Source organism: Flavobacterium panacagri, from assembly GCF_030378165.1.
GTDB lineage: Bacteria > Bacteroidota > Bacteroidia > Flavobacteriales > Flavobacteriaceae > Flavobacterium > Flavobacterium panacagri.
Genome location: NZ_CP119766.1, coordinates 1,733,074 through 1,757,251, shown reverse-complemented (window position 1 = coordinate 1,757,251; position 24,178 = coordinate 1,733,074). Strand labels below are relative to the sequence as shown.

General features: G+C 35.1%; 20 protein-coding genes and 1 riboswitch. Of the genes, 2 read left to right on the top strand and 18 right to left on the bottom strand.

What is annotated here, in order from left to right:
• Nucleotides 1-43: 43 nt before the first annotated feature.
• Entirely contained in the window at nt 44-625 is a 582-nt protein-coding gene (locus P2W65_RS07965) for an outer membrane beta-barrel protein (RefSeq protein ID WP_289664741.1), read from the bottom strand.
• 148 nt (nt 626-773) lie between these two features.
• Between P2W65_RS07965 and gldA the strand changes: the two genes are divergently transcribed.
• A complete protein-coding gene (gldA, locus tag P2W65_RS07960; RefSeq protein WP_289664739.1) occupies nt 774-1,670 on the top strand; it encodes a gliding motility-associated ABC transporter ATP-binding subunit GldA in 897 nt (298 codons plus the stop codon).
• Nucleotides 1,671-2,044: 374 nt separating this feature from the next.
• Nucleotides 2,045-4,162 carry an outer membrane beta-barrel family protein gene (locus P2W65_RS07955; protein ID WP_289664738.1) on the top strand — a complete coding sequence of 706 codons (2,118 nt, stop codon included), beginning with the start codon at nt 2,045-2,047 and terminating at the stop codon, nt 4,160-4,162.
• A gap of 84 nt (nt 4,163-4,246) precedes the next feature.
• On the opposite strand, the gene P2W65_RS07950 is transcribed toward P2W65_RS07955, so the two are convergent.
• The 17 genes from P2W65_RS07950 to P2W65_RS07870 form a co-directional block, all read right to left on the bottom strand.
• Nucleotides 4,247-5,653 carry a pyridoxal phosphate-dependent decarboxylase family protein gene (locus tag P2W65_RS07950; protein WP_289664736.1) on the bottom strand — a complete coding sequence of 469 codons (1,407 nt, stop codon included), beginning with the start codon at nt 5,651-5,653 and terminating at the stop codon, nt 4,247-4,249.
• Between the two features lie 122 nt (nt 5,654-5,775).
• Complete coding sequence (locus P2W65_RS07945; RefSeq protein ID WP_289664734.1) at nt 5,776-6,999, bottom strand: dicarboxylate/amino acid:cation symporter; 1,224 nt, start codon at nt 6,997-6,999, stop codon at nt 5,776-5,778.
• A 190-nt stretch (nt 7,000-7,189) separates the two neighbouring features.
• Nucleotides 7,190-7,843, bottom strand: coding sequence for a class I SAM-dependent methyltransferase (locus P2W65_RS07940; protein WP_289664733.1), 654 nt, complete (start codon nt 7,841-7,843; stop codon nt 7,190-7,192).
• A gap of 115 nt (nt 7,844-7,958) precedes the next feature.
• Nucleotides 7,959-8,915 carry a methylenetetrahydrofolate reductase [NAD(P)H] gene (metF, locus tag P2W65_RS07935; protein ID WP_179003207.1) on the bottom strand — a complete coding sequence of 319 codons (957 nt, stop codon included), beginning with the start codon at nt 8,913-8,915 and terminating at the stop codon, nt 7,959-7,961.
• Between the two features lie 93 nt (nt 8,916-9,008).
• Complete coding sequence (gene metH / locus P2W65_RS07930; RefSeq protein WP_289664732.1) at nt 9,009-11,684, bottom strand: methionine synthase; 2,676 nt, start codon at nt 11,682-11,684, stop codon at nt 9,009-9,011.
• Between the two features lie 225 nt (nt 11,685-11,909).
• Nucleotides 11,910-12,506, bottom strand: coding sequence for a hypothetical protein (locus P2W65_RS07925; protein WP_289664730.1), 597 nt, complete (start codon nt 12,504-12,506; stop codon nt 11,910-11,912).
• A 103-nt stretch (nt 12,507-12,609) separates the two neighbouring features.
• Nucleotides 12,610-13,614: a homocysteine S-methyltransferase family protein gene (locus P2W65_RS07920; protein WP_289664729.1), complete on the bottom strand. Its 1,005-nt coding sequence runs from the start codon at nt 13,612-13,614 to the stop codon at nt 12,610-12,612.
• 328 nt (nt 13,615-13,942) lie between these two features.
• A riboswitch (SAM riboswitch) is annotated at nt 13,943-14,059 on the bottom strand.
• A 341-nt stretch (nt 14,060-14,400) separates the two neighbouring features.
• Nucleotides 14,401-14,694, bottom strand: a complete 294-nt coding sequence (locus tag P2W65_RS07915; protein WP_289664727.1) for a type II toxin-antitoxin system RelE/ParE family toxin — start codon at nt 14,692-14,694, stop codon at nt 14,401-14,403.
• Entirely contained in the window at nt 14,685-14,912 is a 228-nt protein-coding gene (locus P2W65_RS07910) for a hypothetical protein (RefSeq protein ID WP_289664725.1), read from the bottom strand. The genes P2W65_RS07915 and P2W65_RS07910 overlap by 10 nt, the downstream gene beginning before the upstream one ends.
• 317 nt (nt 14,913-15,229) lie before the next feature.
• Nucleotides 15,230-16,282: an NAD(P)/FAD-dependent oxidoreductase gene (locus P2W65_RS07905; protein ID WP_035645583.1), complete on the bottom strand. Its 1,053-nt coding sequence runs from the start codon at nt 16,280-16,282 to the stop codon at nt 15,230-15,232.
• A 177-nt stretch (nt 16,283-16,459) separates the two neighbouring features.
• Nucleotides 16,460-17,044, bottom strand: a complete 585-nt coding sequence (locus P2W65_RS07900) for a precorrin-2 dehydrogenase/sirohydrochlorin ferrochelatase family protein (protein ID WP_289664722.1) — start codon at nt 17,042-17,044, stop codon at nt 16,460-16,462.
• A 163-nt stretch (nt 17,045-17,207) separates the two neighbouring features.
• Nucleotides 17,208-17,981 carry a uroporphyrinogen-III C-methyltransferase gene (gene cobA, locus P2W65_RS07895; RefSeq protein WP_289664719.1) on the bottom strand — a complete coding sequence of 258 codons (774 nt, stop codon included), beginning with the start codon at nt 17,979-17,981 and terminating at the stop codon, nt 17,208-17,210.
• The gene (locus P2W65_RS07890; RefSeq protein WP_289664718.1) at nt 17,974-20,064 is read right to left on the bottom strand and encodes a ferredoxin-like domain-containing protein; all 2,091 of its coding nucleotides are present in this window, start codon (nt 20,062-20,064) and stop codon (nt 17,974-17,976) included. The genes cobA and P2W65_RS07890 overlap by 8 nt, the downstream gene beginning before the upstream one ends.
• Before the next feature lie 85 nt (nt 20,065-20,149).
• Nucleotides 20,150-21,394: a sulfate adenylyltransferase subunit 1 gene (locus P2W65_RS07885; RefSeq protein ID WP_289664717.1), complete on the bottom strand. Its 1,245-nt coding sequence runs from the start codon at nt 21,392-21,394 to the stop codon at nt 20,150-20,152.
• A gap of 120 nt (nt 21,395-21,514) precedes the next feature.
• The gene (gene cysD, locus P2W65_RS07880; RefSeq protein ID WP_017497285.1) at nt 21,515-22,414 is read right to left on the bottom strand and encodes a sulfate adenylyltransferase subunit CysD; all 900 of its coding nucleotides are present in this window, start codon (nt 22,412-22,414) and stop codon (nt 21,515-21,517) included.
• A gap of 139 nt (nt 22,415-22,553) precedes the next feature.
• The gene (locus P2W65_RS07875) at nt 22,554-23,264 is read right to left on the bottom strand and encodes a phosphoadenylyl-sulfate reductase (RefSeq protein WP_289664716.1); all 711 of its coding nucleotides are present in this window, start codon (nt 23,262-23,264) and stop codon (nt 22,554-22,556) included.
• A gap of 25 nt (nt 23,265-23,289) precedes the next feature.
• The gene (locus tag P2W65_RS07870; RefSeq protein WP_289664714.1) at nt 23,290-24,177 is read right to left on the bottom strand and encodes a sulfite exporter TauE/SafE family protein; all 888 of its coding nucleotides are present in this window, start codon (nt 24,175-24,177) and stop codon (nt 23,290-23,292) included.
• Between the last annotated feature and the right edge of the window lies 1 nt (nt 24,178).

The window sequence follows — 24,178 nt, the reverse complement described above, 5'->3', positions numbered from 1 at the left end:
CAATTTGGAGTGCTTTCTGAAATTGAATTTATAAAACTTAGGATTAAAAGTTTTTAGAAATTCCGATATTAAATGTTTTACCGAAATTGAAGTAGAAATTACTGTAATCTTCCCCATTATCATCATAGCTTAATGTTTCGTATCCTAAACCTCCAATACTGAAGTTAAGACCAAAACCTTTTTTCATGTTAATGAAAAGTGCTGGAGTTACATCTACATAAGCACCATTTCCTTTGTATCTTACATAACTATTGTTAGCAGCATAATCTTTGTTCTTTACAGTTTGGAAACCTGCTCCCATGTCTGCAAAAACAGAAAAAGTCTGGCTTAATGATTTCGTATAACGTACAAAACCTCCAGTTCTAAATTTATTGTCTTTGTATTTTTCATTTGGATTATCAACATCAGTTGAGCTTAATGAAAGTTCTCCTCCAACTGTCCAGTTTTCGTGGAATTGGTAACCTACTTTAGGAGAGAAAGTAAAAGTACTTGCTTTAGCTTCAGCAAATCTAAACTCTGATTTTTCAGAAGTGTAACCAATGTTACCACCAACTAAGATTGTTCCTTTTTGTGCATTTGCAAAACTGCAGATAGCTAACGCGGCCATCACTAAAAATTTTTTCATGATTTGGGTTTATTTTTAATTTTAGCATTCCTTTAACAATAACAATGCCGTGAGTAAAGGACTTTATGATTTTTTTAATAATTACTTTAGAAGGTAAAATGTAGCAATCGAAACTATTTCTGTTTACTTTTGTAGCAAATAAAAAGTCATGTCGATAGAAGTAAACAGTATATCAAAAAGTTACGGAGAGCAAAAAGCGTTAAATGAAATTTCTTTTAAAATTGAGAAAGGAGAAATTGTCGGATTTCTTGGCCCAAACGGAGCTGGAAAATCTACTTTGATGAAAATTTTGACCACTTATTTACTTGCCGATAGTGGCTCAGCCCTTGTAAATGGTCATGATGTCATGACAAACACCAAAGAAGTACAACGATCGATTGGTTACTTACCGGAGCATAATCCGTTGTATTTGGATTTGTATGTTCGTGAGTATTTGGCTTTTAATGCCGATGTTTACAATGTGCCAAATTCACGAATTGAAGAAGTTATTCAACTGACAGGACTGACATCTGAAAGCCATAAAAAAATCAGTCAGCTCTCTAAAGGATACCGCCAGCGTGTGGGACTTGCCAATGCTTTACTTCACGATCCAGAGGTTCTAATTTTGGATGAACCAACTACAGGTCTGGATCCGAATCAGTTAATGGAAATTCGAAATGTAATCAAAAATGCGGGGAAAGATAAAACGGTTTTTTTATCAACACACATCATGCAAGAAGTTGAAGCTATCTGTGATCGTGTCATAATTATTGACAAAGGACAAATCGTTGCGGACAATAAACTAGACCATTTGGTTACCGCAGATAAAGAGCAAGTTATTGAAGTTGAGTTTGATTACAAAGTAGAAGAACAGCTTTTAGCTAAATTGGAAAATATTTCTTCGTACACCAATACGCATGACATGACATGGGAGTTAACTTTTATCACAGATAAAGATATGCGTCCTTCGATTTTCGATTTTGCAAATGAAAACGGACTTAAAACTTTACAATTAAATCAAAAAAATAAAAACCTAGAAGCTGTTTTTAGAGAGATTACGAAATAATTTTTCCGAAGGATCCACAGTTTTTCAAAAGAAAAGCGGTTTGTTTTAACTAAAAACAAACCGCTTTTTTCATCTAATAAATACTCATAATCAATAAATTATAGTAAAAAGAATAAAATTAATTCTATTTTTATTTAGACTTATTATAAATAGTTATATCTTTGGCAAATCAAAATATAAATGCCACAAGTATGTTACATCTACTCCAAACCTTTAAAAAAAATATTTCGCCTGTTTTAATTTACGCGTCAAATCTTCAAGAAAAGTTTTCAAATCAATTGGAAAAAATTGTATTACAATAAACTTCTAATTCAAAAAACTTAAAAAGATTGTTTTCTAAATCATGGTTTAGAAAATGCCAAAATTCAAACAAAATGAAAAATATCATAACCTCCATAATGCTTGCTTTTTCGGTATATGGATTTTCTCAAGAAAAAGAAAAAAATGACAGTATTGTTGAAACCACTATAAACGCATTAGATGAAATTGTGATTAGCAAAAAGAAAGTTTTATACACACAGAAGTCAGACCGTCTCGTTTTTAACGTAGAAAACAGCATCGTGTCTGAAGGCGGCACCGCGCTTGACGTATTATCACGTGCGCCTGGCGTTGTGGTGTCTCAGGATGGCGATTTATCTATTCGCGGACAGCAAGGTGTTGCCGTGATGATAAACGGTAAACTGACACAGCTTTCACAGAAAGAGTTGGCTAATTATTTAAAAGCAACTACCTCATCTAATATTAAACAGATTGAAGTTATTACAAATCCTTCTTCTAAATATGATGCCGCGGGAAAAGCAGGAATAATCAATATTATTTTAAAGAAACCTAATGCTTCAGGCTTAAAAGGAACAGTTTTTACTAGTTATGGAAGAGGTCGAAAAAACAGAACCAATTCTGGTTTCAACTTAAATTATAATAAAGATAAATGGGGCGTTTTTGGAAACTACAGTTATACTTTCCGAGGCGAAGAAGAACATAAAGAGTTTAATCAAGTTCAATTTACAGATCAGACGCGTCAAGAAATTGCCAGCAAAAATCATCAGACATCCATTACAGATGAGCCTTTGACTTCTAACAATTTCAAAATTGGAACACAGTATGAAGTTTCTCCTAAAACCAATTTAGAGGTTTATGTTGATGCCAAAATTGGACGTTATCAAAATATGGCTAACGGGACAAATACGGTTGTAAACACAGCCAATCAACCTATTTTTGACGCATTGACTTATAATGACAGCAAAGAAAAATGGTTTGACTATACTTATGCTTTTTCTGGCGTACATAAATTTAATACCGAGGGAAAAAACATGACTTTTGATTTTGAATATGAAACTTCAAAATTTAGATCGAACCAATTTCAAAGTGCCAATAATACAGCTAATGCAACGACTGTAAACGATCGTCGTGGTTATATTCCTTCTCAATTAAAGGTTTTTACTGGAAAAGTTGATTTTGTAAATCCGTTTAAAGAAAAACAATCTCTAGAATGGGGTTTCAAAGCCAGCATTAAAAATAACGATAATCCTTCTGTTTACGAATATTACGATAACAATCAATGGTTAATCGATTTTAATTCGACCAATCATTTTGAATATAATGAGCAGATTTATGCTGCTTACGCGAATTACAAATATCAGTTAGAAAAATTAAACATTCAAGCTGGTTTAAGAACTGAATACACGGCAATCGATATTGATCAGAAAACATTAAATGAACAGCATAAAGATGATTATTTAAAATGGTTTCCAAGCCTTTCTTTAAAATATGAATTTACAAGTAATCATTCTGCTCACGCTTCTTACAGCAAAAGAATCAACAGACCAAGTCAGTTTGATTTAAATCCGTTCCGTTTCTATGATGATTCCTTCAATTATTCACAGGGAAATCCTAATTTGATTCCTGAGATTACACATGCAATGGAAATTGGTTACGCCTGGAAAAGTAATTTTATGGCTTCGGTTTATTTCAATAGTACAAAAGATGTTTTCACAGAAGTTTATAATTATAACCCAGACACTAATACGACAATTACGACTCAAATCAATGTTGACAAGTCTTATAATTACGGAGTAAACATTACCAATACTACCGAATTAAATAAATGGTGGTCTGTAAATATTTTATTTAATGTTTTTGAGAACAAATTTGCGGGGAATGTCTTAAACAGTTCCACCATTGATCCGATCATGACTTTAAATATTAGCGTACAGAACTCGTTTACCATTACCGATACTTGGAAAGCCGAAGGAAATGCACAGTATCAATCTAAATCTAATCTGGGTGTTTACCAGCGAGATGGTTTCTTTGATTTCAGCATCGGAATTTCGAAACAAGTTTTAGCTAAAAAAGGAAACATCAAACTGAATTTTACTGATGTTTTCAATACCAATAATTTCTACATCAAATCTGTAGTTGCGCAGACGAGCATTGATAAAAGATATGACCTCGACAATCGTATTGCGACAATTGCATTTACATACCGTATATAAAAGTTTCGTTCTTTAAATACCTTGTTTTTTGTTTTTTTTTGTGTTAGTTAAGAGCCTGTTCCTTCAAACAGGCTCTTCTATATTTTAGAAATTATCATCAATAATATTCTTCATTTCTTCCATTACAATCTTAATATCTTCTTCAGTGGTTCTCCAGTTTACAAATGAAGCGCGTATGCCTTTTTTATTCTGGTAAAAAGTTGGCGTCATAAACACTTTTCCAGTATCATTTAATTTTACCAGAAAGTCATTTACTTTATCCTGATTTTCATTTCCTTTTAAAGTAAAACATACATTGTTTAGTCTGATTGGAGCCAAAAGTTCAAATCTACCATCATCAACCAATGCATTTCCAAAACGAAGTGCTAATAATGTACTTTTTTCAATTAAATCCTGAAAACCTTCTTTTCCATAAGCTACTAACGAAAACCAAACGGGCAATGCTCTCAAACGACGTGAATTCTCCGGAACCACATTCAGATAATTAAAATTCTCCAAAGCATTTCCTAGATAGGGAGCATTTGAGTTTTGAAACGTTTCAATCTGCAGATTGATGTGTTCTTTTTTAATCAAATAAAAAGCACTTTCATAAGGCACGTTTAACCATTTATGACAATCAATCGTAATACTGTCTGCTCCTTCCCAACCTTTTACAAAATGTTTGTATTTCTCAGAAACCGCAGCAAATCCTCCAAAAGCCCCATCAATATGCCACCAGAAATTGTATTTTTCTTTTAATTTTACAATCGCTTCAAAATCATCAAAATCTGCTGTATTTACAGTCCCAGCACTCGAAATTAGAATAAAAGGTTTTCTATTTAAAGCTTTGATTTTTTCTTCTAAATCTGCAATATCCAAAGCTTCACGATTTCCTTCAATTGTTTTTACAACTGTATAATTCTGGCTTCCGATTCCTAACATCGATAATGATTTTAGAGAAGAAGAATGCGGAGTTGCCGTTAGAATATTAATGGTTTCAGAAATTCCGTTTTTAGCAAAATCCTTTCCAAACTGTTTTCCAAACCATTGTCTGGCAACTGCCAAACTGGTAAAATTGGACATAGTTGCTCCCGTTACAAATCCGCCTAAGAAGGAATTGGGAAGTTCTAATAGTTGGAGTAATAAATTAATAGTTTCAAACTCTATTAAAGCCGAATTCCCGCCCTGCGATGTTACCGATTGTGTATTTTGATCATAAACCGATGCCAGCCAATCGCCAACAATAGAAGCTGGAGTTGAACCGCCAGTTACAAATCCCCAATAACGTGGCCCAGGAGACGAAACTAGTAAAGGTGCCAATCGTTCTTTAAACTCTTTTAAAGCTTCTTCAGAACCTACGCCTAATTCATTCAAACTGCGTTTTGCATCAATTGTATTCTTGTTTGAAGTTGGTATATTCTCCAGATTATTCAGGAAATCTATTCCTTCTCGTTTTGCCTTTTCTAAGATATTTTCAAAATTGTGTAGGTCGTGTTGTAATATTGAATTCATAGTATAGATTATTTAATCTTCGAGTTGTCAGGCTGAGCGTACCGAAACCTCGGTAGAAGCCATTCAACATGAGACAAGTTGTTTTTTAGTATTTTTTAAAGAATTAAAATTTTATAGAAAAACTACCATTTGGTTTTCTCTGAAAATCTAGAGACCATCATAGAACAGATTACATCTCCGTTGGCATTTAATAATGTCGCAATTGGATCAACTAAAGTTCCGAGAATCATGGCAACCGGAAGTGCTTGTTCCATCGGAAAACCATAAACTGTTATGGCTAGAATTTCTCCAATATAACCGCCATTTGGTATTCCGCCTTCAACAATAGAAACTATTACAGTAATTCCGAGTGCCAAAAGAATCGTCATCGGATCTGAAAAATCTTTTCCAAACATGGCAAACAAAAAAGTTATTTTTAAGATGGATGACATACTTGAACCATCTTTATGCAGAGGCGCTCCAAGCGGAATTACCAAATTACGAACATGCGCAGGAATTCCCATTTTTTCTGCTGCTCCCAAATTCGCAGGAATTGTGGCAATACTGCTGCAAGTTCCAACTGCAGTTAACGACGGAGTTATATTATTGCTCCAAAAAACTTTAAAAGCTCTTTTTCCGCCAGCCACAAATGCATATAAACTAAAGAACACAAAGAAATAGAAAATGCAGGTGCCATAATAAACCGCCATTGGTTTTGCATAAACTCCCAGTAATTGTGGCCCAAAAATCCCAACCTGATAAGCAAAATAAGCTCCTAAACCAATTGGCGCAAACTTCATGATGATGTTCAAAAGCTGTTTCATCACTTCGTTTCCTGAATCTAAGAAACTCTTAAAAGCACTTCCTTTTTCTCCCGATTGTAATGTGGCAAAACCCACCAAAAAAGAAAAAATAATCAATGCTAACATGCTTTTTCGAGATAATAATTCGAAGAAATCATTGGCTGTAAGCAGTTTTGCAATTTGATCTCCAGCTGATCCTGAGGTTACTTCTTCAAAGGGAACCTTGGCAATAGCAATATCTTCATGAATTGGAAAAAGATAAACGGCACAAATCATCACAATTGCCGAAATCAGAATTGTACCGAGAAAAACCAACAACATGATAACAAACAATTTTCCTAGTTTTTCTGTTCTTTCCAAATTAGCAATCGAAGAACCAATTGTAAAAAAGATAAGAGGAATAATCGCTGTAAAAAGTAAATTTAGGAATATATCGCCAAGCGGTTTTATAATCAAAACATCTTCTCCAAACACCAATCCGAAAATACTTCCAATTATAATTCCGCCAAGAAGCCATAAAATACTGCTGTAATTCTGCAAAAAATTGATTTTCTTAACTTCCATAATGCTACAAGGATTTAGAATTCAGCAATATCTATATTTTTTAAACACATAGAAACATAGTTCCCTTTGTCTATAAAGGCGTTTCACTTATTTAAACAAACATAGACTATATGTGAAAATGTATTTTACTTTTAATTCTTTTTCACTAAAATTAAAAAAATCTATGTTTCTATGTATTTAAAAATCTCAACTACTTCTCCAGAACAATAGTCGTAAAAGCTCTGTCAACCAATTCGCCGGTTTTGCTTTTTACTTGTTCTGTCTGTGTTTCTTTATACACGATTTTAAAATCTGATTTTTTAATTAATTCCTGCGCTTTTTCTGTACTGTACAATTCAAATTCGAATTGTGTAAAAGGCAGTTTTTTCATGAAATCTTCTTCCGCAAAAGTCAGACAGAAATTTCCATTTGGTTTTAAAACCCTGTAGATTTCTGAAAGTAATTCTTCAGGTTTCTGCCAGAAATAAATCGTATTTACTGTAAATATTTTATCAAATAATTCAGCTTCAAACGGAATAGTATTTCCATCATAAAGTGAAAAGAAAGCTTGTTTTTGAGAAACAAAATTTCGATTGATCTGGCGTGCTTCCTGAAACATCAGTTCCGACATTTCCAGCCCGTAGTATTTTAGTTTTTCCGCTTGTTCAAACAAAAATTCAACGTGACCTGCGTTGCCATGTCCGAGTTCTAGAATTCTGTTTTCGTTTGAAATATTTAGATTCTGAATCGAATGTTTGGTCATATTGATGTTGGTTTCGTTCATCATATTGCCCATTTCAATTCCTTTTTCTCCCGATGGATGTTTCAATTGAGAGGCTATGGCTTGTAGTTCTTCTTGTTTCATGGTGTAAAAATTTAAATTCCAAAACTTAAAAATTCCAAATTCCAAGACTGCCTTCTTAATTCTCAACAACTTTGTCAAAGTTTAAAACTTTGACAAAGTTTCATGTAGAAAATCTTTAAAAAACCTGACTAGCAATCTGGCGGATATTCTCAGATTTACCCATTGAATAATAGTGTAAAAACGGAACTCCAGCGGCTTTTAATTCTAATGATTGCTGAATCGCCCATTCGATTCCGACTTGTTTAATTTCAGCGTTATTTTTGCATTTATCTACAGCATCGATTAAATCTTCAGGTAAATCGATTCTGAAAATCTGCGGTAAAACTTGTAAATGTCTTTGAACGGCGATTGGTTTAATTCCAGGAATAATTGGAATGGTGATGCCCATTTCTCTTGCTTTTTCTACAAAGGCAAAATATTTAGAGTTGTCAAAAAACATTTGTGTTACGACATAATCTGCTCCTGCGTCTACTTTTTCTTTTAATCTTTTTAAATCCGATTGTAAAGATGGTGATTCTAAATGTTTTTCCGGATAACCTGCAACTCCAATACAGAAATCTGCTTTGTTATCAGCATCGATTACTTCGTGAAGGTATTGCCCGCAGTTTAAATCTTTAATTTGTTTTACCAAATCAATTGCATAATGATTTCCCCCTGCTTTTGGCACAAAAGATTGTTCGTCTTTCATTGCATCTCCGCGAAGCGCCATTACGTTGTTGATTCCTAAATAATGACAGTCAACCAGCATGTATTCGGTTTCCTCTTTAGTAAAACCACCGCAAAGCAAATGAGGAACAGTATCTACATTGTATTTATGTTTTATAGAAGCGCAAATTCCAAGCGTTCCCGGACGCATACGAGTTAATTTCTTATCCAAAAGTCCGTTACCTTTATCAATGTAAATATATTCTTCACGAGAAGTCGTTACATCAATAAATGGTGGATTAAATTCCATTAACGGATCAATATTATCGTATAATTCCTGAATGCTCTTCCCCTTTTGAGGCGGAATAATTTCAAATGAGAATAATGTTTTTCCTTTGGCGTTTTCTATATGTTCTGTTACTTTCATTATTTGTTTTTTGTTTCAAGTTTCAGGTCTAAGGTTTCAAGTTGCCGTAGAGAACTTGAAACCTGAAACTTGAAACTATAATAACCTTTTTTGTTAATCTGCTATATTAGGGTTTAACCATTTCATAGCATAATCCGTTGGAACATTGCGTCGTTTGGCGTAATCTACAACCTGATCTTCTTTTATTTTTCCGAGTCCGAAATAGCGGCTTTTTGGGTTTCCGAAATAATATCCTGAAACTGATGAAGCTGGCCACATCGCCATGCTTTCTGTCAGCGTTACTCCTATTTCTTCAGCTACATTTAAAAGCTTCCAAATCGTTGGTTTTTCCAAGTGATCTGGACAAGCAGGATAACCTGGAGCCGGACGAATTCCTTTATAATTTTCTTTAATCAATTCTTCGTTGGTTAACGATTCTTCGCTGTCATAACCCCAGAAATCTTTACGAACTCTCTCGTGAAGATATTCGGCGAAAGCCTCAGCAAAACGATCGGCAAGCGCTTTCACCATAATCGAATTGTAATCGTCTAGATTTTTTTCGTATTCCGCTGCCCATTCGTCAACACCAAAACCGGTTGTTACACAGAAAGCTCCCATATAATCAGTTACACCACTGTCTTTTGGCAGAATAAAATCGGCCAAAGCAATGTTTGGAGCGCCTTTTGTTTTTTGTGACTGCTGACGAAGCGTTAAAAATTTCTCTAAAACTTTTCCGTTTTCATCACGCAATTCGATATCGTCGTCGTCAACCTGATTCGCAGGGAAAATTCCGTAAATACCTTTTGCTTTTAGTTTTTTCTCTTCTAGAATTACTTTCAACATCGCCTGAGCATCGTTAAAAACAGATGTAGCTTGTTCTCCCACAACCTCATCCGTTAAAATTGCAGGATATTTTCCGTACAATTCCCAAGTCTGAAAAAATGGCGTCCAGTCGATATACGGAACCAAAACATCCAATTCAACTTCGACAATTTGTTTGCCAATTACTTTTGGTTTAGTTGGCGTATATTCCGACCAATCCAATGGCAATTTATTTTTACGGGCATCTTCAATCGTCAGGAAGTTTTTATCTCTCGAACGATTTAAAAATGTTTCTCTAAAAGAATCATATTCTGCACGAATATCTGCCGCATATATTTTTCTATTATGATCTAACAAGTTTCCTGCAACGGTAACTGCTCTCGAAGCATCGTTAACGTGAATTACAGTTTCTCTGTATTGAGGCGCAATTTTCACGGCTGTATGCGCACGCGAAGTCGTTGCCCCTCCAATCATAATCGGGATTTTAATTCCTTGTTTGTCTAATTCTTTGGCCAAATACACCATTTCGTCAAGCGAAGGCGTGATCAATCCGCTTAATCCGATGATATCTACATTATGCTCAATCGCAGCCGAAATAATTTTTTCTGGAGGCACCATAACACCAAGATCTACAATCTCGTAATTGTTACAAGCCAAAACCACCGAAACGATGTTTTTACCAATATCGTGAACGTCGCCTTTTACGGTTGCCATCAAGATTTTTCCGTTTCCTTGTTTATCTCCCGCTTGTTTGCTCGCTTCAATAAATGGTAATAAATAAGCCACCGCTTTTTTCATTACACGAGCCGATTTTACAACCTGAGGCAGGAACATTTTTCCGCTTCCGAATAAATCTCCAACGACATTCATTCCCGTCATCAAATTGATTTCGATAACTTCAATTGGTTTTGTCGCTGCCAAACGTGCTTCTTCAACATCTTCTTCAATAAAAGCATCAATTCCTTTTACTAACGAATGTGTGATACGCTCCTGAACAGTTCCAAAACGCCATTCCTGAACTACTTTTTCATCGCTCTTTGCTTCGCCTTTTACATTTTCTGCAAAATCCAAAAGTCGTTCTGTCGCATCGTCTCGTCTATCTAAAATTACATCTTCAACGTGTTCTAATAAATCTTTCGGAATATCATCGTAAATCGTCAACATTTCTGGATTTACGATTCCCATCGTCATTCCGTTTTTAATTGCGTGGTATAAAAACACCGAGTGCATCGCTTCACGAACCGTATCGTTTCCTCTAAAAGAAAACGAAACGTTACTCACTCCACCACTGATATGCGCATGCGGAAGATTTTCACGAACCCATTTTGTTCCTCTAAAGAAGTCCAAAGCATTCAAACGATGTTCTTCCATTCCCGTTGCAACCGGGAAAATATTCAAATCGAAAATAATATCCTGCGGAGGAAACCCTACTTTGTTCACCAAAATATCATACGAACGCTGACAAATCTCCACTCGGCGATCATAATTATCCGCCTGACCAACTTCATCAAAAGCCATGATAATTGCCGCCGCTCCGTAACGTTTGATTAATCTAGCGTGATGAATAAAAGCTTCTTCACCTTCTTTTAACGAAATTGAGTTTACAACGCTTTTTCCTTGTACTACTTTCAGACCTGCTTCAATGATTTCCCATTTCGAACTGTCGATCATAATCGGCACTCTCGAAATGTCGGGTTCTGCAGCAATTAAATTCAAAAATTTAGTCATTGCAGTAACACCGTCAAGCATTCCTTCATCCATATTAATATCGATAATCTGCGCTCCTCCTTCTACCTGTTGTCTTGCAATATCAAGCGCCTCATCATATTTCTCTTCCTTGATTAATCTCAAGAATTTTCTCGAACCTGTTACATTCGTACGCTCGCCAACATTCACGAAAACACTTTCGGGCGTAATAATCAACGGTTCTAATCCTGATAATACAAGGTCTCTTCTTTTTTCTGTCATTTCTTTTTAAAGTTACTGAGATTCTAAGATGCTTAGATTCTGAGTTTTTTTATTCTATCTTCTTTCCTGCGAGGTTTTTAAAACCTTGTAGGTATTTATGTTTATTATTTTGGGCGTGTCCCTCCGGGTCGGGCTATCCGTTACAAGTCCTCGCTCTTCCTTCGTCAGGCTGTGGGCTTTTCACTACTATCCCTCACGCAAACTCGGTTTCATAAGAGAACCGAATTATTCAATATATTTTTCCATTGGCTCTCTGTATCTAGAAATACCTTTCAACATCTTCGAATTATGTAAATCTTCTACATTTACTTCTGAGGAAGAAATTAAAGTTCCTCCACCGTTAACGTCAATTTCTGTCTCATTTAATTTTATCTTTCCAACATACTTGAAATTCGATTTAAAAACTTTTAAATCGTCCTTAAAAAAAAATCCAGTCCATAGTCCCTTAACTGGATTCCCTACAAGCAATTCAGTTTTGGCACACATTAAGTTTCCTTTTTCAAAATCTATAATCTTCAACTCTTGTTGCTTAACCTCTTCTAAGATACCAACTGTCAATAAATCATCATCTTCATATTTAATCACAATTACTCCATAATAATTGCCATCTTGTTCATATGAATAACAATTCCCTATTTGAACTATGGAATCTGAAGTTTCAAGTTTTGTTTTTATTTCAGTTTTTGCATCCTTTGGCCCTAATATCTCAACTGCTGGTTTTTCTTGAATTTCTTCATTGTTATTCAACTTTTTATAAGAATATATACCAAGTAATAATAACAAAATTGGTATTAAAATATAATGAACCCTCTTATTCTCCATACTTTCTTTTTCTTATAAAATTTGTATTCTCTCAAATTGAACTTTATTTTTTCTTAAAATCATACCTACAAGGTTTTAAAAACCTTGCAGGAAACGGAAATATTTATGCAATTACCGGCGCCACTCTAGGCTTATAATCTTTCGCAACCTCAGCCATTAATCGAATATGATCTGGAGTTGTTCCGCAACAACCTCCGATGATATTTATTAAATTATCATCTAAATATTCTTTAATGAAGGCTTGAGTTTGTTCTGGCGTTTCATCATATTGTCCGAAAGCATTTGGCAATCCTGCGTTTGGATGCGCCGAAACATTAAAACTTGTGTTATGCGCTAATGTTTTTAAATACGGTTTCAACAAATCAGCTCCAAGCGCACAATTGAAACCTACACTTAATAACGGAATATGAGAAACTGAAATCAGAAACGCTTCAACAGTTTGCCCAGAAAGTGTTCTTCCAGAAGCATCTGTAATTGTTCCTGAAACCATAATTGGAATATCAAGATTACGTTCTTCTTTTACTTCTTCAATCGCAAAAAGCGCAGCTTTTGCATTTAAAGTATCGAAAATCGTTTCTACTAAAAGTAAATCACAACCACCGTCCATTAAAGCTTCTGCTTGTTGTTTGTACGCAATTCGTAAATCATCGAACGTTACGGCTCTGTAACCTGGATCGTTTACGTCTGGTGACATACTTGCTGTACGGTTTGTCGGCCCAATTGAACCAGCTACGAAACGTGGTTTTTCCGGATTTTTTGCGGTAAACTCATCGGCTACTTGTCTTGCGATTTTTGCCGATTCGTAGTTTAACTCGTAAACCAAATCTTCCATGTGATAATCGGCCATACCGATTGTCGTTCCTGAGAAGGTATTGGTTTCTACGATGTCTGCGCCGGCTTCATAATAAGCGGCGTGCACATCGCGGATTGCTTGTGGTTGTGTTAGGGATAGTAAATCATTGTTCCCTTTTAACGGATGTGGGAAATCTTTGAAACGCTCTCCTCTGAAATCTTCTTCCGAGAAATTATAGCGTTGCAACATTGTTCCCATTGCTCCGTCAAGGATTAGGATATTTTTTTTTATTGCTTCTTGTATCGTAATTGCCATATTTTTTTGCCACTAAGACGCTAAGGCGCCAAGCTTTTTTTTATTTTTAATTTTGAAGACTCTATTTAAACCCGACAGGTTTTTAAAACCTGACGGGTTTAGTCTTCGATATTTTTCACATTAATTCCAAAAGTGCACTATTGCTGGCTCATTAGCCCCGATTGAAGTGGAAATTATTTTGTCCGCCGCGGCGGACAAAATGATTGCAACGTAAAGCGGGAACTACTGACTGCAAAAATACGCCAATGATTCGCTCCTGATACAGAATCTGTTTCAGTAAATATTATATGTTATCGAGAAAAGTTTTGAGAAATACGAGTATGTATTTGTGTTATCTATCTTTAATACTGGAAAATGTCGTATAAAGTAGAATTTAGCACCTTCTTTATGATAAAGGGTTGCTAAGGTTTCATCGGGTCTATCCCTCCGCCTTTCGTGATAACGAACAATAATTTTAAGAACAGTGCAAAGGTATGAAATAGGGTTTCGATTTGCAAATGTTTTTTTTGTAAGGTTCTGAGGTTCTAAGTCGCTAAGGCTCTAAGGTTTTATCTTTTGCGTGATTTAGATCCGGAAGAGCATAATATTTATAGAAAAACGACGAGCACAACACAAAAGCTCCAACGGAGCGACATCTATTTCGCTCCGCTGGAGCTCTTTTGCAAACGAATAATTTTTTTTCTTTAAATATTTCATCCCTCTGGGATTCTTCGTGATGAATAAAAAAAGCTCAAACTAAAAGTTTGAGCTTTGTATTTTTATATAAAAATCTTAATCTTTAACGTTTTAATGCTTAGGTTTTTGTTTGGTTCCTCTAAAATTGATAATTGCAATACTATTGGATTCTTTATCAATGCTGTAAACCAAATAATTGTTTTTGTCTACAATTGCTTTATACAGTGACTTATTTTTTTCGGATTTTGGGAATTGATCGGGATTTAGATTGATTTGATTTATTACTTGCTGGATTTTATTTTCTAGATTTAAAATTTCCTTTTTTGTCCATTTTGCTTCCAGATAATCAACAACTTTATTAAATCCTTTTACAGCTTGTTTGGTCCATATAAATTTTAATGCCATTTCGAAAATCTTTTCATAACATCTTCGTGGCTTACAACTTCTCCTCTTTCAGCTTGATCGAGTCCAATTTGAATTTCGGCTTTCTCTGATTCTGATAGATCATCAAACCAATCATTTTGATTTGCTTTCAAAACCAATTCCAGTTTTTCTAAAACACGCTCATCTTCTACCTTAACCAACTCTTGAATAAACTGATATTTTCTAGCCTCTAAATTCATGATAATCAAAATTTATATTTACAAAGATACGTTTTTTTTTAGGTTATGAGATGCTAAGATTCTAATGGGCTACGTTTAAAGTTTGACTTTTGTTTTTCAAATATAGCCCGTGGTTTTAACCACGGGAAACGTGTTGTGATTATGCGTTGTGTTTATATATTGCAGTAATGCGATATGTCTATTCGTTGTGTTCCAGTGGTTGAAACCACTGGCTATGTTTTATTATGTTTTCTAAAAAAGAAAGCTCAAACTTGATAACAAGTTTGAGCTTTGTATATAAAAATCTTAGTGTCTTAGAAACTTAGAATCTCTGCAACTTAGACAATCGCTTTCACAACCGCTTTAGGCGCTTCTTTACGAGTTCCGTCGAAACCGTCTACTCCTGAAACTGTTGTATATTTTAATACGTATTTTTTACCTGGATTGATGATTCCGTATGCGGCCTGGCACATTAAAGTTGCTTCGTGGAATCCGCAAAGGATTAATTTTAATTTTCCTGGGTAAGTGTTGATATCTCCAATAGCGAAGATTCCCGGAATGTTGGTTTGGTAATCTAATGCATTGTTTACTTTAATGGCATTTTTCTCGATTTCTAATCCCCAGTCTCCAATTGGACCTAATTTCGGCGTTAATCCGAAAAGTGGAATGAAATAATCACATTCGATTTTACGGTGTGCACCGTTTTCTTCGATGTCTAATGATTCAACATGCTCAGCACCATTGATTCCGATAACTTCTGCTGGAGTAACTAATTTAATTTTTCCAGCTGATTTTAGTTCCTGAACTTTTTCTACAGAATCTAAAGCGCCTCTAAATTCGTTTCTTCTGTGGATTAAAGTTACTTCTGAAGCTACGTTTGCCAAGAAAATTGACCAGTCTAATGCTGAATCTCCTCCTCCTGCAATTACAACTCTTTTATCTCTGAATTTCTCTGGATTTTTGATGAAGTATTTTACTCCTTTATCTTCATAAAACTCGATATCTTCGATAAGTGGTTTACGAGGCTCAAAACTTCCTAAACCTCCAGCAATTGCAATAACTGGCGCGTGGAATTTAGTTCCTTTGTTTGATGTTACGATAAAACTTCCGTCTTCTTGTTTGTCGATGGTTTCAGCACGTTCTCCTAATGTAAATCCTGGCTCAAATTGTTTGATTTGCTCCATTAATCCGTCAACTAAATCTCCGGCTAATACTTCTGGAAAACCTGGAATATCATAAATAGGCTTTTTAGGATATAATTCTGAAAGCTGTCCTCCTGGCTGAGGCAAAGCATCTAAAATGTGGCATTTTAATTTTAATAATCCTGCCTCGAAAACGGCAAATAAACCTGTTGGGCCTGCTCCAATTATAAGTATATCTGTTTTAATCATTATGGTTGTTGTTTATAATCATTCTTAATAACGCAAAGAAACGAATAAATCCTTGTACTATCAATGATTTTTATCATTAATTTCTTTCCGAAACTTTTTTACTCTTTATTTTTTAATCTCATTCGTTCATCGGGTTAAAAACCCGACGCTACAATATGAACCGTTCCTCCGGAACTCTTACAATTCCTTATTTTTCAATGAAGAGGTAATCTCATTCATTCTTTTAACCTTTTCTTCGAAATTACCTTTAAGTGTTTTTCGATATTCATTCAGGTTCTCAACCATTTGATTGATGTCTTCCGGAATTACTTCTTCGAAAAACTCACGTAATCTTTTTGCTGTTGTTGGCGATTTTCCGTTTGTCGAAATGGCAATTTTTACATTTCCTTTTGTTACGATTCCGCCCAAATAATAATCACATAAATCGGGCGTATCGGCTATATTGCAAATCAAATAACGTTTTCTAGCCAAATCATACACCTTTTTATTGACTTCCAGCTTATCTGTACAAGCGATCACCATGTGACGCTTTTTGAGCATTTTCTTTTTAAACTTTTTTTCCGTCAATTTAATTGAAGGATGTTTTTCGGCTAAAACTTTAATTTCCAAATGAAAATCAGGTGCTACAACCTCAACATTTGCATTTGGACTTGATTTTAGCAAAAAAGAAAGTTTCTCTAAACCTACATTTCCACCGCCTACAATTAGTACATTTAAATTGTGAAGCTTTAGAAATATTGGATATAATTCGTTTTGTTCCATGTTACCAATATGTTGTTCCTAACGGAACAATTAATAATGCAAACTTCGGGTTAAAACCTGACGTTGCAAAATCAGCGTCAATCATATATTCCTAACGGAACATTATACTGTGAAAAACATTTTTTTTCTACCGATGAAATGTTCCTAACGGAACATATAAATTCTAACGAATTTCTTCTTTTGATAGAAATTCTTCGTAAAAACCTTTTAATTTATTGCTTTCCCTAACAACTTCACCTAAAACGATAATGGCTGGTGAACCTAATTCTTTTTGTTTTACAACTTCCAAAATCGAATCAACGGTTCCAACTCCAACTTTTTCTTCTGCTGTTGTTCCGTTTTGGATGATCGCAACGGGTAAATTTCCTTTATCTTCTTTTTGAAACAAATCGATGATTTGATGCAATTTGTGCATTCCCATCAAAATCACAACAGTTGCAGAAGATTTCGCCGATAAGGCAATATCTGAAGATAATTTTCTATCCGATGTTGTTCCTGTAATAGCCCAAAAACTTTCTGAAACACCACGTTTTGTTATTGAAATTCCCTGACTTGCAGGAACGGCAACAACTGATGAAATTCCTGGAACTACGATAGTTTCTATTCCGAAACTTTCTGCAAAATCAATTTCTTCTCCACCTCTTCCAAAAATAAATGGATCTCCGCCTTTTAATCGAACTACATTTCCGTATGTCAGTGCATTATCTACAATCAACTGATTGATTTGATCTTGCGTGTAAGCATGATTTCCGATTCTTTTTCCAACAAAAATTCTAATGGCATTTTTTGGTGCGTAATCCAGAATTTCTTCATTGGACAAAGCATCGTATAAAACCACATTTGCTTCAGCCAATGCTTTTACAGCTTTCAGCGTAAGTAAATCGGGATCGCCCGGACCTGCACCGACTAAAGTTATTTTGGGTTTTATATTAAGCATTTTCTAATTCCTGAGCTCTGAAAGTTTCGATTTTATCAAAGAAAACTACTGCCTGAGCAATGTAATCTTTAGCGAAAGCTTCTGATGGTTCATTTTTATTGATTTGGTAAACCAAGTCTTTAAAAGTTGAGTTTAATTCGATTTTATTCGTGTCGATAAAAACAGTATCAAACAAGTCTACAATTCCCGCGTGATGGTTTGTTTTTTGGTTCTCTGCCAATAACAATGCTTTTGCTCCATTTACAAATCCTGCGTAAGCATAATAAATAGCATCTGACCATTTTTTCTCATCGAAAGATTCCTGAGCCAAGATCAATTTTTCTTTAGCTTCAAACAATAATGTCGCAACTAAATCGATCACTACTCCGGCACATTCTCCAACTCCAACTGCTTTTACATAATTATCCGCATTACCCCAATCCACAAAATCAGCTTCTGTTAAATTGGTTACATCAGCATACGGTTTTAAGATTTCGTAGAAATATTTTTCTCCTTTTGTATCATAATAATCAAGGAATTTTTGTCCGCTTCCGTTAGCATCAAAATCATTTAAAATGGTACGCAATGCATCAGGACCTCTACGACTCGGTACTTTGATTACTTTATCAGCAAAACGCCCAGCGCCATTTCCTAATCTTCCTCCACCTAACAAAACTTGTAAAGCCGGAGCCACCAGTTTTCCTGAGTTGATTGACATTCCTTGGAATCCAATTGCAGACATATTGTGCTGTCCGCAGGCATTCATACAGCCTGAAATTTTAATTTCGATTTCGCGGTTGTTTAAATACTGAGGATATTCTGCCGTTAAAACTCTTTCTAATTCTTCTGCAATACCGGTACTACTTGCAATCCCCAAATTACAAGTATCAGTACCCGGACATGCCGTAATATCTCCAACTGAATTATATCCTAGCTGAACAAAATCCAACTTCGCTAATTCTTGATAAAAGAAAGGCAAATTCTCTTCTTTTATGTGACGTATTACAATATTTTGACGCAATGAAAAACGTAATTCATTTGCTCCGTAATTCTTAATTAAATTGGCTAATAATCGTGCTTTATCTGTATAAAAATCTCCTAATAAAACTTTGATCCCGATAGCATAATAACCGTCTTGCTTCTGTTTGATTACATTCGAATTTTTCCATGCTTCATACGATTCTGTATCTTCGATTGTAACTTGCGGAACTTCTAATAACGGCTCTGGAATTGGGCCATCAAAAGCGGTTGTATCAATTTCGTATGTTTCAAAAGCGATGGCTTTTTTCTCTTGTTCAACCAAATCAAGGAAAACATCTCTTCCCATTTCTTTGATTAAGAATTTCATACGCGCTTTCATTCTCTTTGCGCGCTCTCCGTATCTATCAAAAATACGAATGATTCCTTCTGCTGTTGGGATGATTTCGTTTACCGGAACAAACTCCGAAAGCAATTCTGCATGCGCTGGCTGAGATCCTAAACCTCCTCCAAACATGATTTTGAAACCTTTTTGTCCGTCTTTTATTTTCGGAATAAATCCTAAATCGTGCAAATAACTCAACGCAGTATCTTCATCTGAAGAAGAGAACGAAATTTTGAATTTACGTCCCATTTCCTGACAAATAGGGTTTCTTAACAAATATTGAAAAAGTCCGTGTGCATAAGGCGAAACATCAAATGGTTCGTTTACGTCAACTCCAGCCAATTCGCTTCCTGTAATATTTCTTACTGTGTTTCCGCAAGCTTCACGAAGCGTGATATCGTCTTTAGCCAAATCTGCCCAAAGTTCTGGCGTTCTGTCCAAACTCACATAGTGAATCTGGATATCCTGACGTGTTGTAATATGTAAACGCCCTGTAGAATATTCATCAGAAACTTGTGTGATACGCACTAATTGCTCGCTGGTTACCTTTCCATACGGCAATTTGATACGAATCATCTGAACGCCTTCCTGACGCTGACCGTAGATTCCACGCGCTAAACGAAGACTACGAAAACGCTCATCATCAATTTTTCCTCCACGGAATAAGTGAATCTTTTTTTCTAATTCGATAATCTCCTTCTGAACTACCGGATTTTCTATTTCTGTTCTAAAACTTTCCATTTCTCTTTGGTTTGTAGTTTATTGTTGGTTGTTTATAGTTGGTTGTTGACAGCAGAACTATCAACTAAAAACCAAAAACCATCAACTATCTGATGAATCCTACTCCTGCTGTTGTGTTTGTTGCTGTATCAATTAAGATGAAAGCTCCGTTTGATTTGTTTTCGTTGTATGAATCAAAATATAACGGTTTGCTTAATTTGATTGTTACTTCTCCAATTTCGTTGATTGCCAATTGTGAAGCTTCTGTCGTTCCTGAGTAATCTGTTGCAATTGTATTTTTGATGCTTTCTACTTTTGCTAAAACTCTGTTTGTATTATGCTGTATCAAATATTTAGTTCCTGGAACCAATTTTTTACTGTCCATCCAGCAAACTGTTGTGGTAATGTCTTTTTCAATTTTTGGAAGTTCTGATGATTTTACAATCATGTCACCTCTTGTTACATTGATGTCATTTTCTAATTCGATGGTGATTGAAGAACCTGCAACAGCTTCATCAAATGTTTTATCGAAAAAGTGAATTTTAGATACTTTTGATTCGGTTAAAGAAGGAAGAACTGTTACGGCATCCCCAACTTTAATTGAGTTTCCGTATAATTTTCCTGCGTAACCTCTAAAATCGTGGTATTCTTCTGTTTTAGGACGAATAACCGTTTGAACTGGGAAACGTGCTTTTCCTGCTTCAAAAACATCTGAAGCATGTAAGCCTTCTAAATGTTCCAATACCGTTTGTCCATCGTACCAAGGCATGTTTTCAGATTTATCAACTACGTTTCCGCCGTTGATTGCGCTTAACGGAATATAACTTACGTTTTGTTCTTTGAAAGTACTTTTTGCATTTAATGCCTGAAAATCAGCTTTGATTTTATTGAAAACTTCTTCCGAATAATCAACTAAATCCATTTTATTAATCGCAACAATTACCTCTTTTACTCTCAATAAATTATTGATAAAAAAGTGACGGTACGTTTGCTCAATTACACCCTTTCTGGCATCAATTAAAATAATAGAAACCTGAGAAGTTGAAGCTCCTGTAACCATGTTTCTTGTATATTCAACGTGACCCGGAGTATCGGCAATAATGTAACTTTTCTTTGCAGTCGAAAAATATATATGTGCAACATCAATTGTGATTCCTTGCTCTCTTTCTGCCACTAAACCGTCAGTTGCCAAAGAAAAATCAAGATAATCGTATCCTTTTTGTTTACTGCTTTTTTCGATTGCTTCTATTTTATCAGTCGTCAATGATTTTGTATCGTACAATAATCTCCCGATCAAAGTACTTTTTCCGTCATCTACACTTCCTGCTGTTGCTATTTTTAAAACGTCCATCTTATATATTGTTTCAGGTTTAAAGTTTCAGGTTTCATGTTCTCTCGAAACTTTTAAATCTGTATGTTTTTGTTTTCTTGATTCTAACTTTTAATTTTTAATTCTCTATTTTTAATTGAATTAAAAGTATCCCTGTTGTTTTCTTTTTTCCATCGCCGCTTCAGAACGTTTATCATCGATTCTGGCTCCTCTCTCAGAAATGGTTGATGATCTGATTTCTCCAACTACTTCTTCGATTGTTGCTGCGTAAGATTCAACTGCTGCTGTACAACTCATATCTCCAACGGTTCTGAAGCGAACAATTCTTTCTTCGATTTGTTCGTCTTCTTCCTGGTACACAAAAGGAGAATGCGACCAGATTAAACCGTCTCTCAAAAAAACTTTTCTTTTATGTGAAAAATAGATTGATGGAATCTCGATATGTTCTTTTTCGATATAACTCCAAACATCTAATTCTGTCCAGTTTGAAATTGGGAAAACACGAACGTTTTGTCCATTTTCAATTTTTCCATTTAATATATCAAACAACTCAGGTCTTTGATTTTTTTCGTCCCATTGTCCGAAATCATCACGAACAGAGAAAATACGTTCTTTCGCTCTTGCTTTTTCTTCATCACGACGTGCTCCACCAATACAAGCATCAAACTTAAATTCTTCAATTGCATCTAAAAGTGTTGTTGTCTGTAAACTGTTTCTACTTGAGTATTTTCCAGTTTCTTCAACTACTTTTCCTTCATCAATAGCGTCCTGAACATTACGAACGATTAACTCTAAACCTAATTCTTCTACTAATTTATCTCTGAAAGCGATTGTTTCAGGGAAATTGTGTCCTGTATCAACGTGCAAAAGAGGAAACGGAATCTTAGCAGGGAAAAATGCTTTTTGCGCCAAACGCACTAATGTGATAGAATCTTTTCCTCCTGAGAAAAGTAAAACCGGTTTGTCAAACTGTGAAATTACTTCTCTGAAAATGTATATCGCTTCACTCTCTAAAGCGTTTGTTTTTAATACTGAACTCATTGTTTTTTTGTTTGATATTTTGTTGTGAAAATTTTGTTTCAGGTTTCAGGTTTAAAGTTTCCTGATCTAAAAATCCTCACTCTTTATTCTATAATCTATATTCTATAATCTATATTCTATAATCTATATTCTATTCTCTTTATTCTTTTTTCGCGCTATGCAAACCACATTCTTTATGGCTTGATTCCCACCACCATCTTCCGGCTCTGATATCTTCACCTGGAAAGATTGCTCTTGTACAAGGCGCGCATCCAATACTTACGAAACCTTGTTTGTGCAATGCATTTTGCGGAACATTGTTTTCTGACAAATACGTTTCAACTTCTTCTAAAGTCCATTTTAGCAACGGATTGAATTTTATGATCTCGAAGTTTCCGTCATATTCAAACAAACTTAAATCGTGTCTGTTTTCTGATTGTTCGGCTCTTAATCCCGTAATCCAAACTGAGTTTCCTGCCAAAGCTTTTCTCAACGGAACCACTTTTCGAATAAAACAGCATTCTTTTCTGTTTTCAACTGAATCGTAAAAGCTGTTTGGGCCTTTTTCCTGTAATAGCTTTTCTACTGATGCTGCTTCTGGAAAGTAAACTTCGATTGGTCTTTTGTATTTTTTTAATGTTTTGTGAAAAACGTCATACGTTTCCTGAAATAATCTTCCTGTATCTAAAGTAAAAACAGTAATATCTGTGTTACTTTTTGCAATAAAATCAGTAATTACCTGATCTTCTTGCCCAAAAGAAGTCGAAAAAATTACTTTCCCCGGAAATTCTCCTGCTAAAAAAACTAAGGTTTCATCAAGTGAGAAAGCCGCAGTTTTCTCTAATAATTCTTGTACTATACTCGCACTCATAATCTCTTTCTCCCTATCTAAAGAATTACAATAATTTAGATAATGTTTTTAAACTCAATACTATAATTAAAACTCCAACCGCAACCATCATTGGTTTTCTTTTGATTTTATTTACCAAAAATGCAGCTAATGGCGCTGAAATAACCCCTCCTAAAATCAATCCTATAATGACTTGCCAGCCGTGGATTCCTCCAAAAAGCATGAATGTAATTCCGCTTGCAAATGAAATCGCAAACTCAGCTGCGCTTACCGAACCGATGGTATATCTTGGATTTCTACCTCTTCCTAATAATGTTGACGTTACAATCGGCCCCCAGCCTCCACCTCCAACAGAATCCATAAAACCGCCAAAAACTGCTAAAAAGCCTAATTTTTTTGTTTTCTTTTTTACAATATTCTTTTTTAACGCTTTTCTAATAATGATAACCGCCAAAACAATCATGTAAACAGCAATAAATGGTTTAATTACATCTCCGTCAATAACATCAGACAACAAATAAGCTCCTGTAATCGAACCTAAGACACCTGGAATCAATAAATGCTTTACCAGTTTTTTATTAATGTTTCCGAATCTATGATGAGAAACTGCTGACGCTCCTGTTGTAAACATTTCCGAAACGTGAACTGCCGTACTGCTTACCACTGGCGGAACTCCATAAGCCAATAAAAATGACGTCGAAGTTGCCCCGTATCCCATTCCTAAAGTTCCATCAACCAACTGCGCAAAAACTCCGATGGCAAAAAACACTAAAAATTCCTGATTGAATCCTGCTACAAATCCGTCCCAGGAAAATTCAGCGTGATGATTGTATAATAAAGTGAATAATAAACCTACTAGTAAAACAACAGGAATTCCAATCCAAAGCTTCTCTTTAAAAGAGGCCGTATTATTTATTTTCAGTTCTTTCTCCATG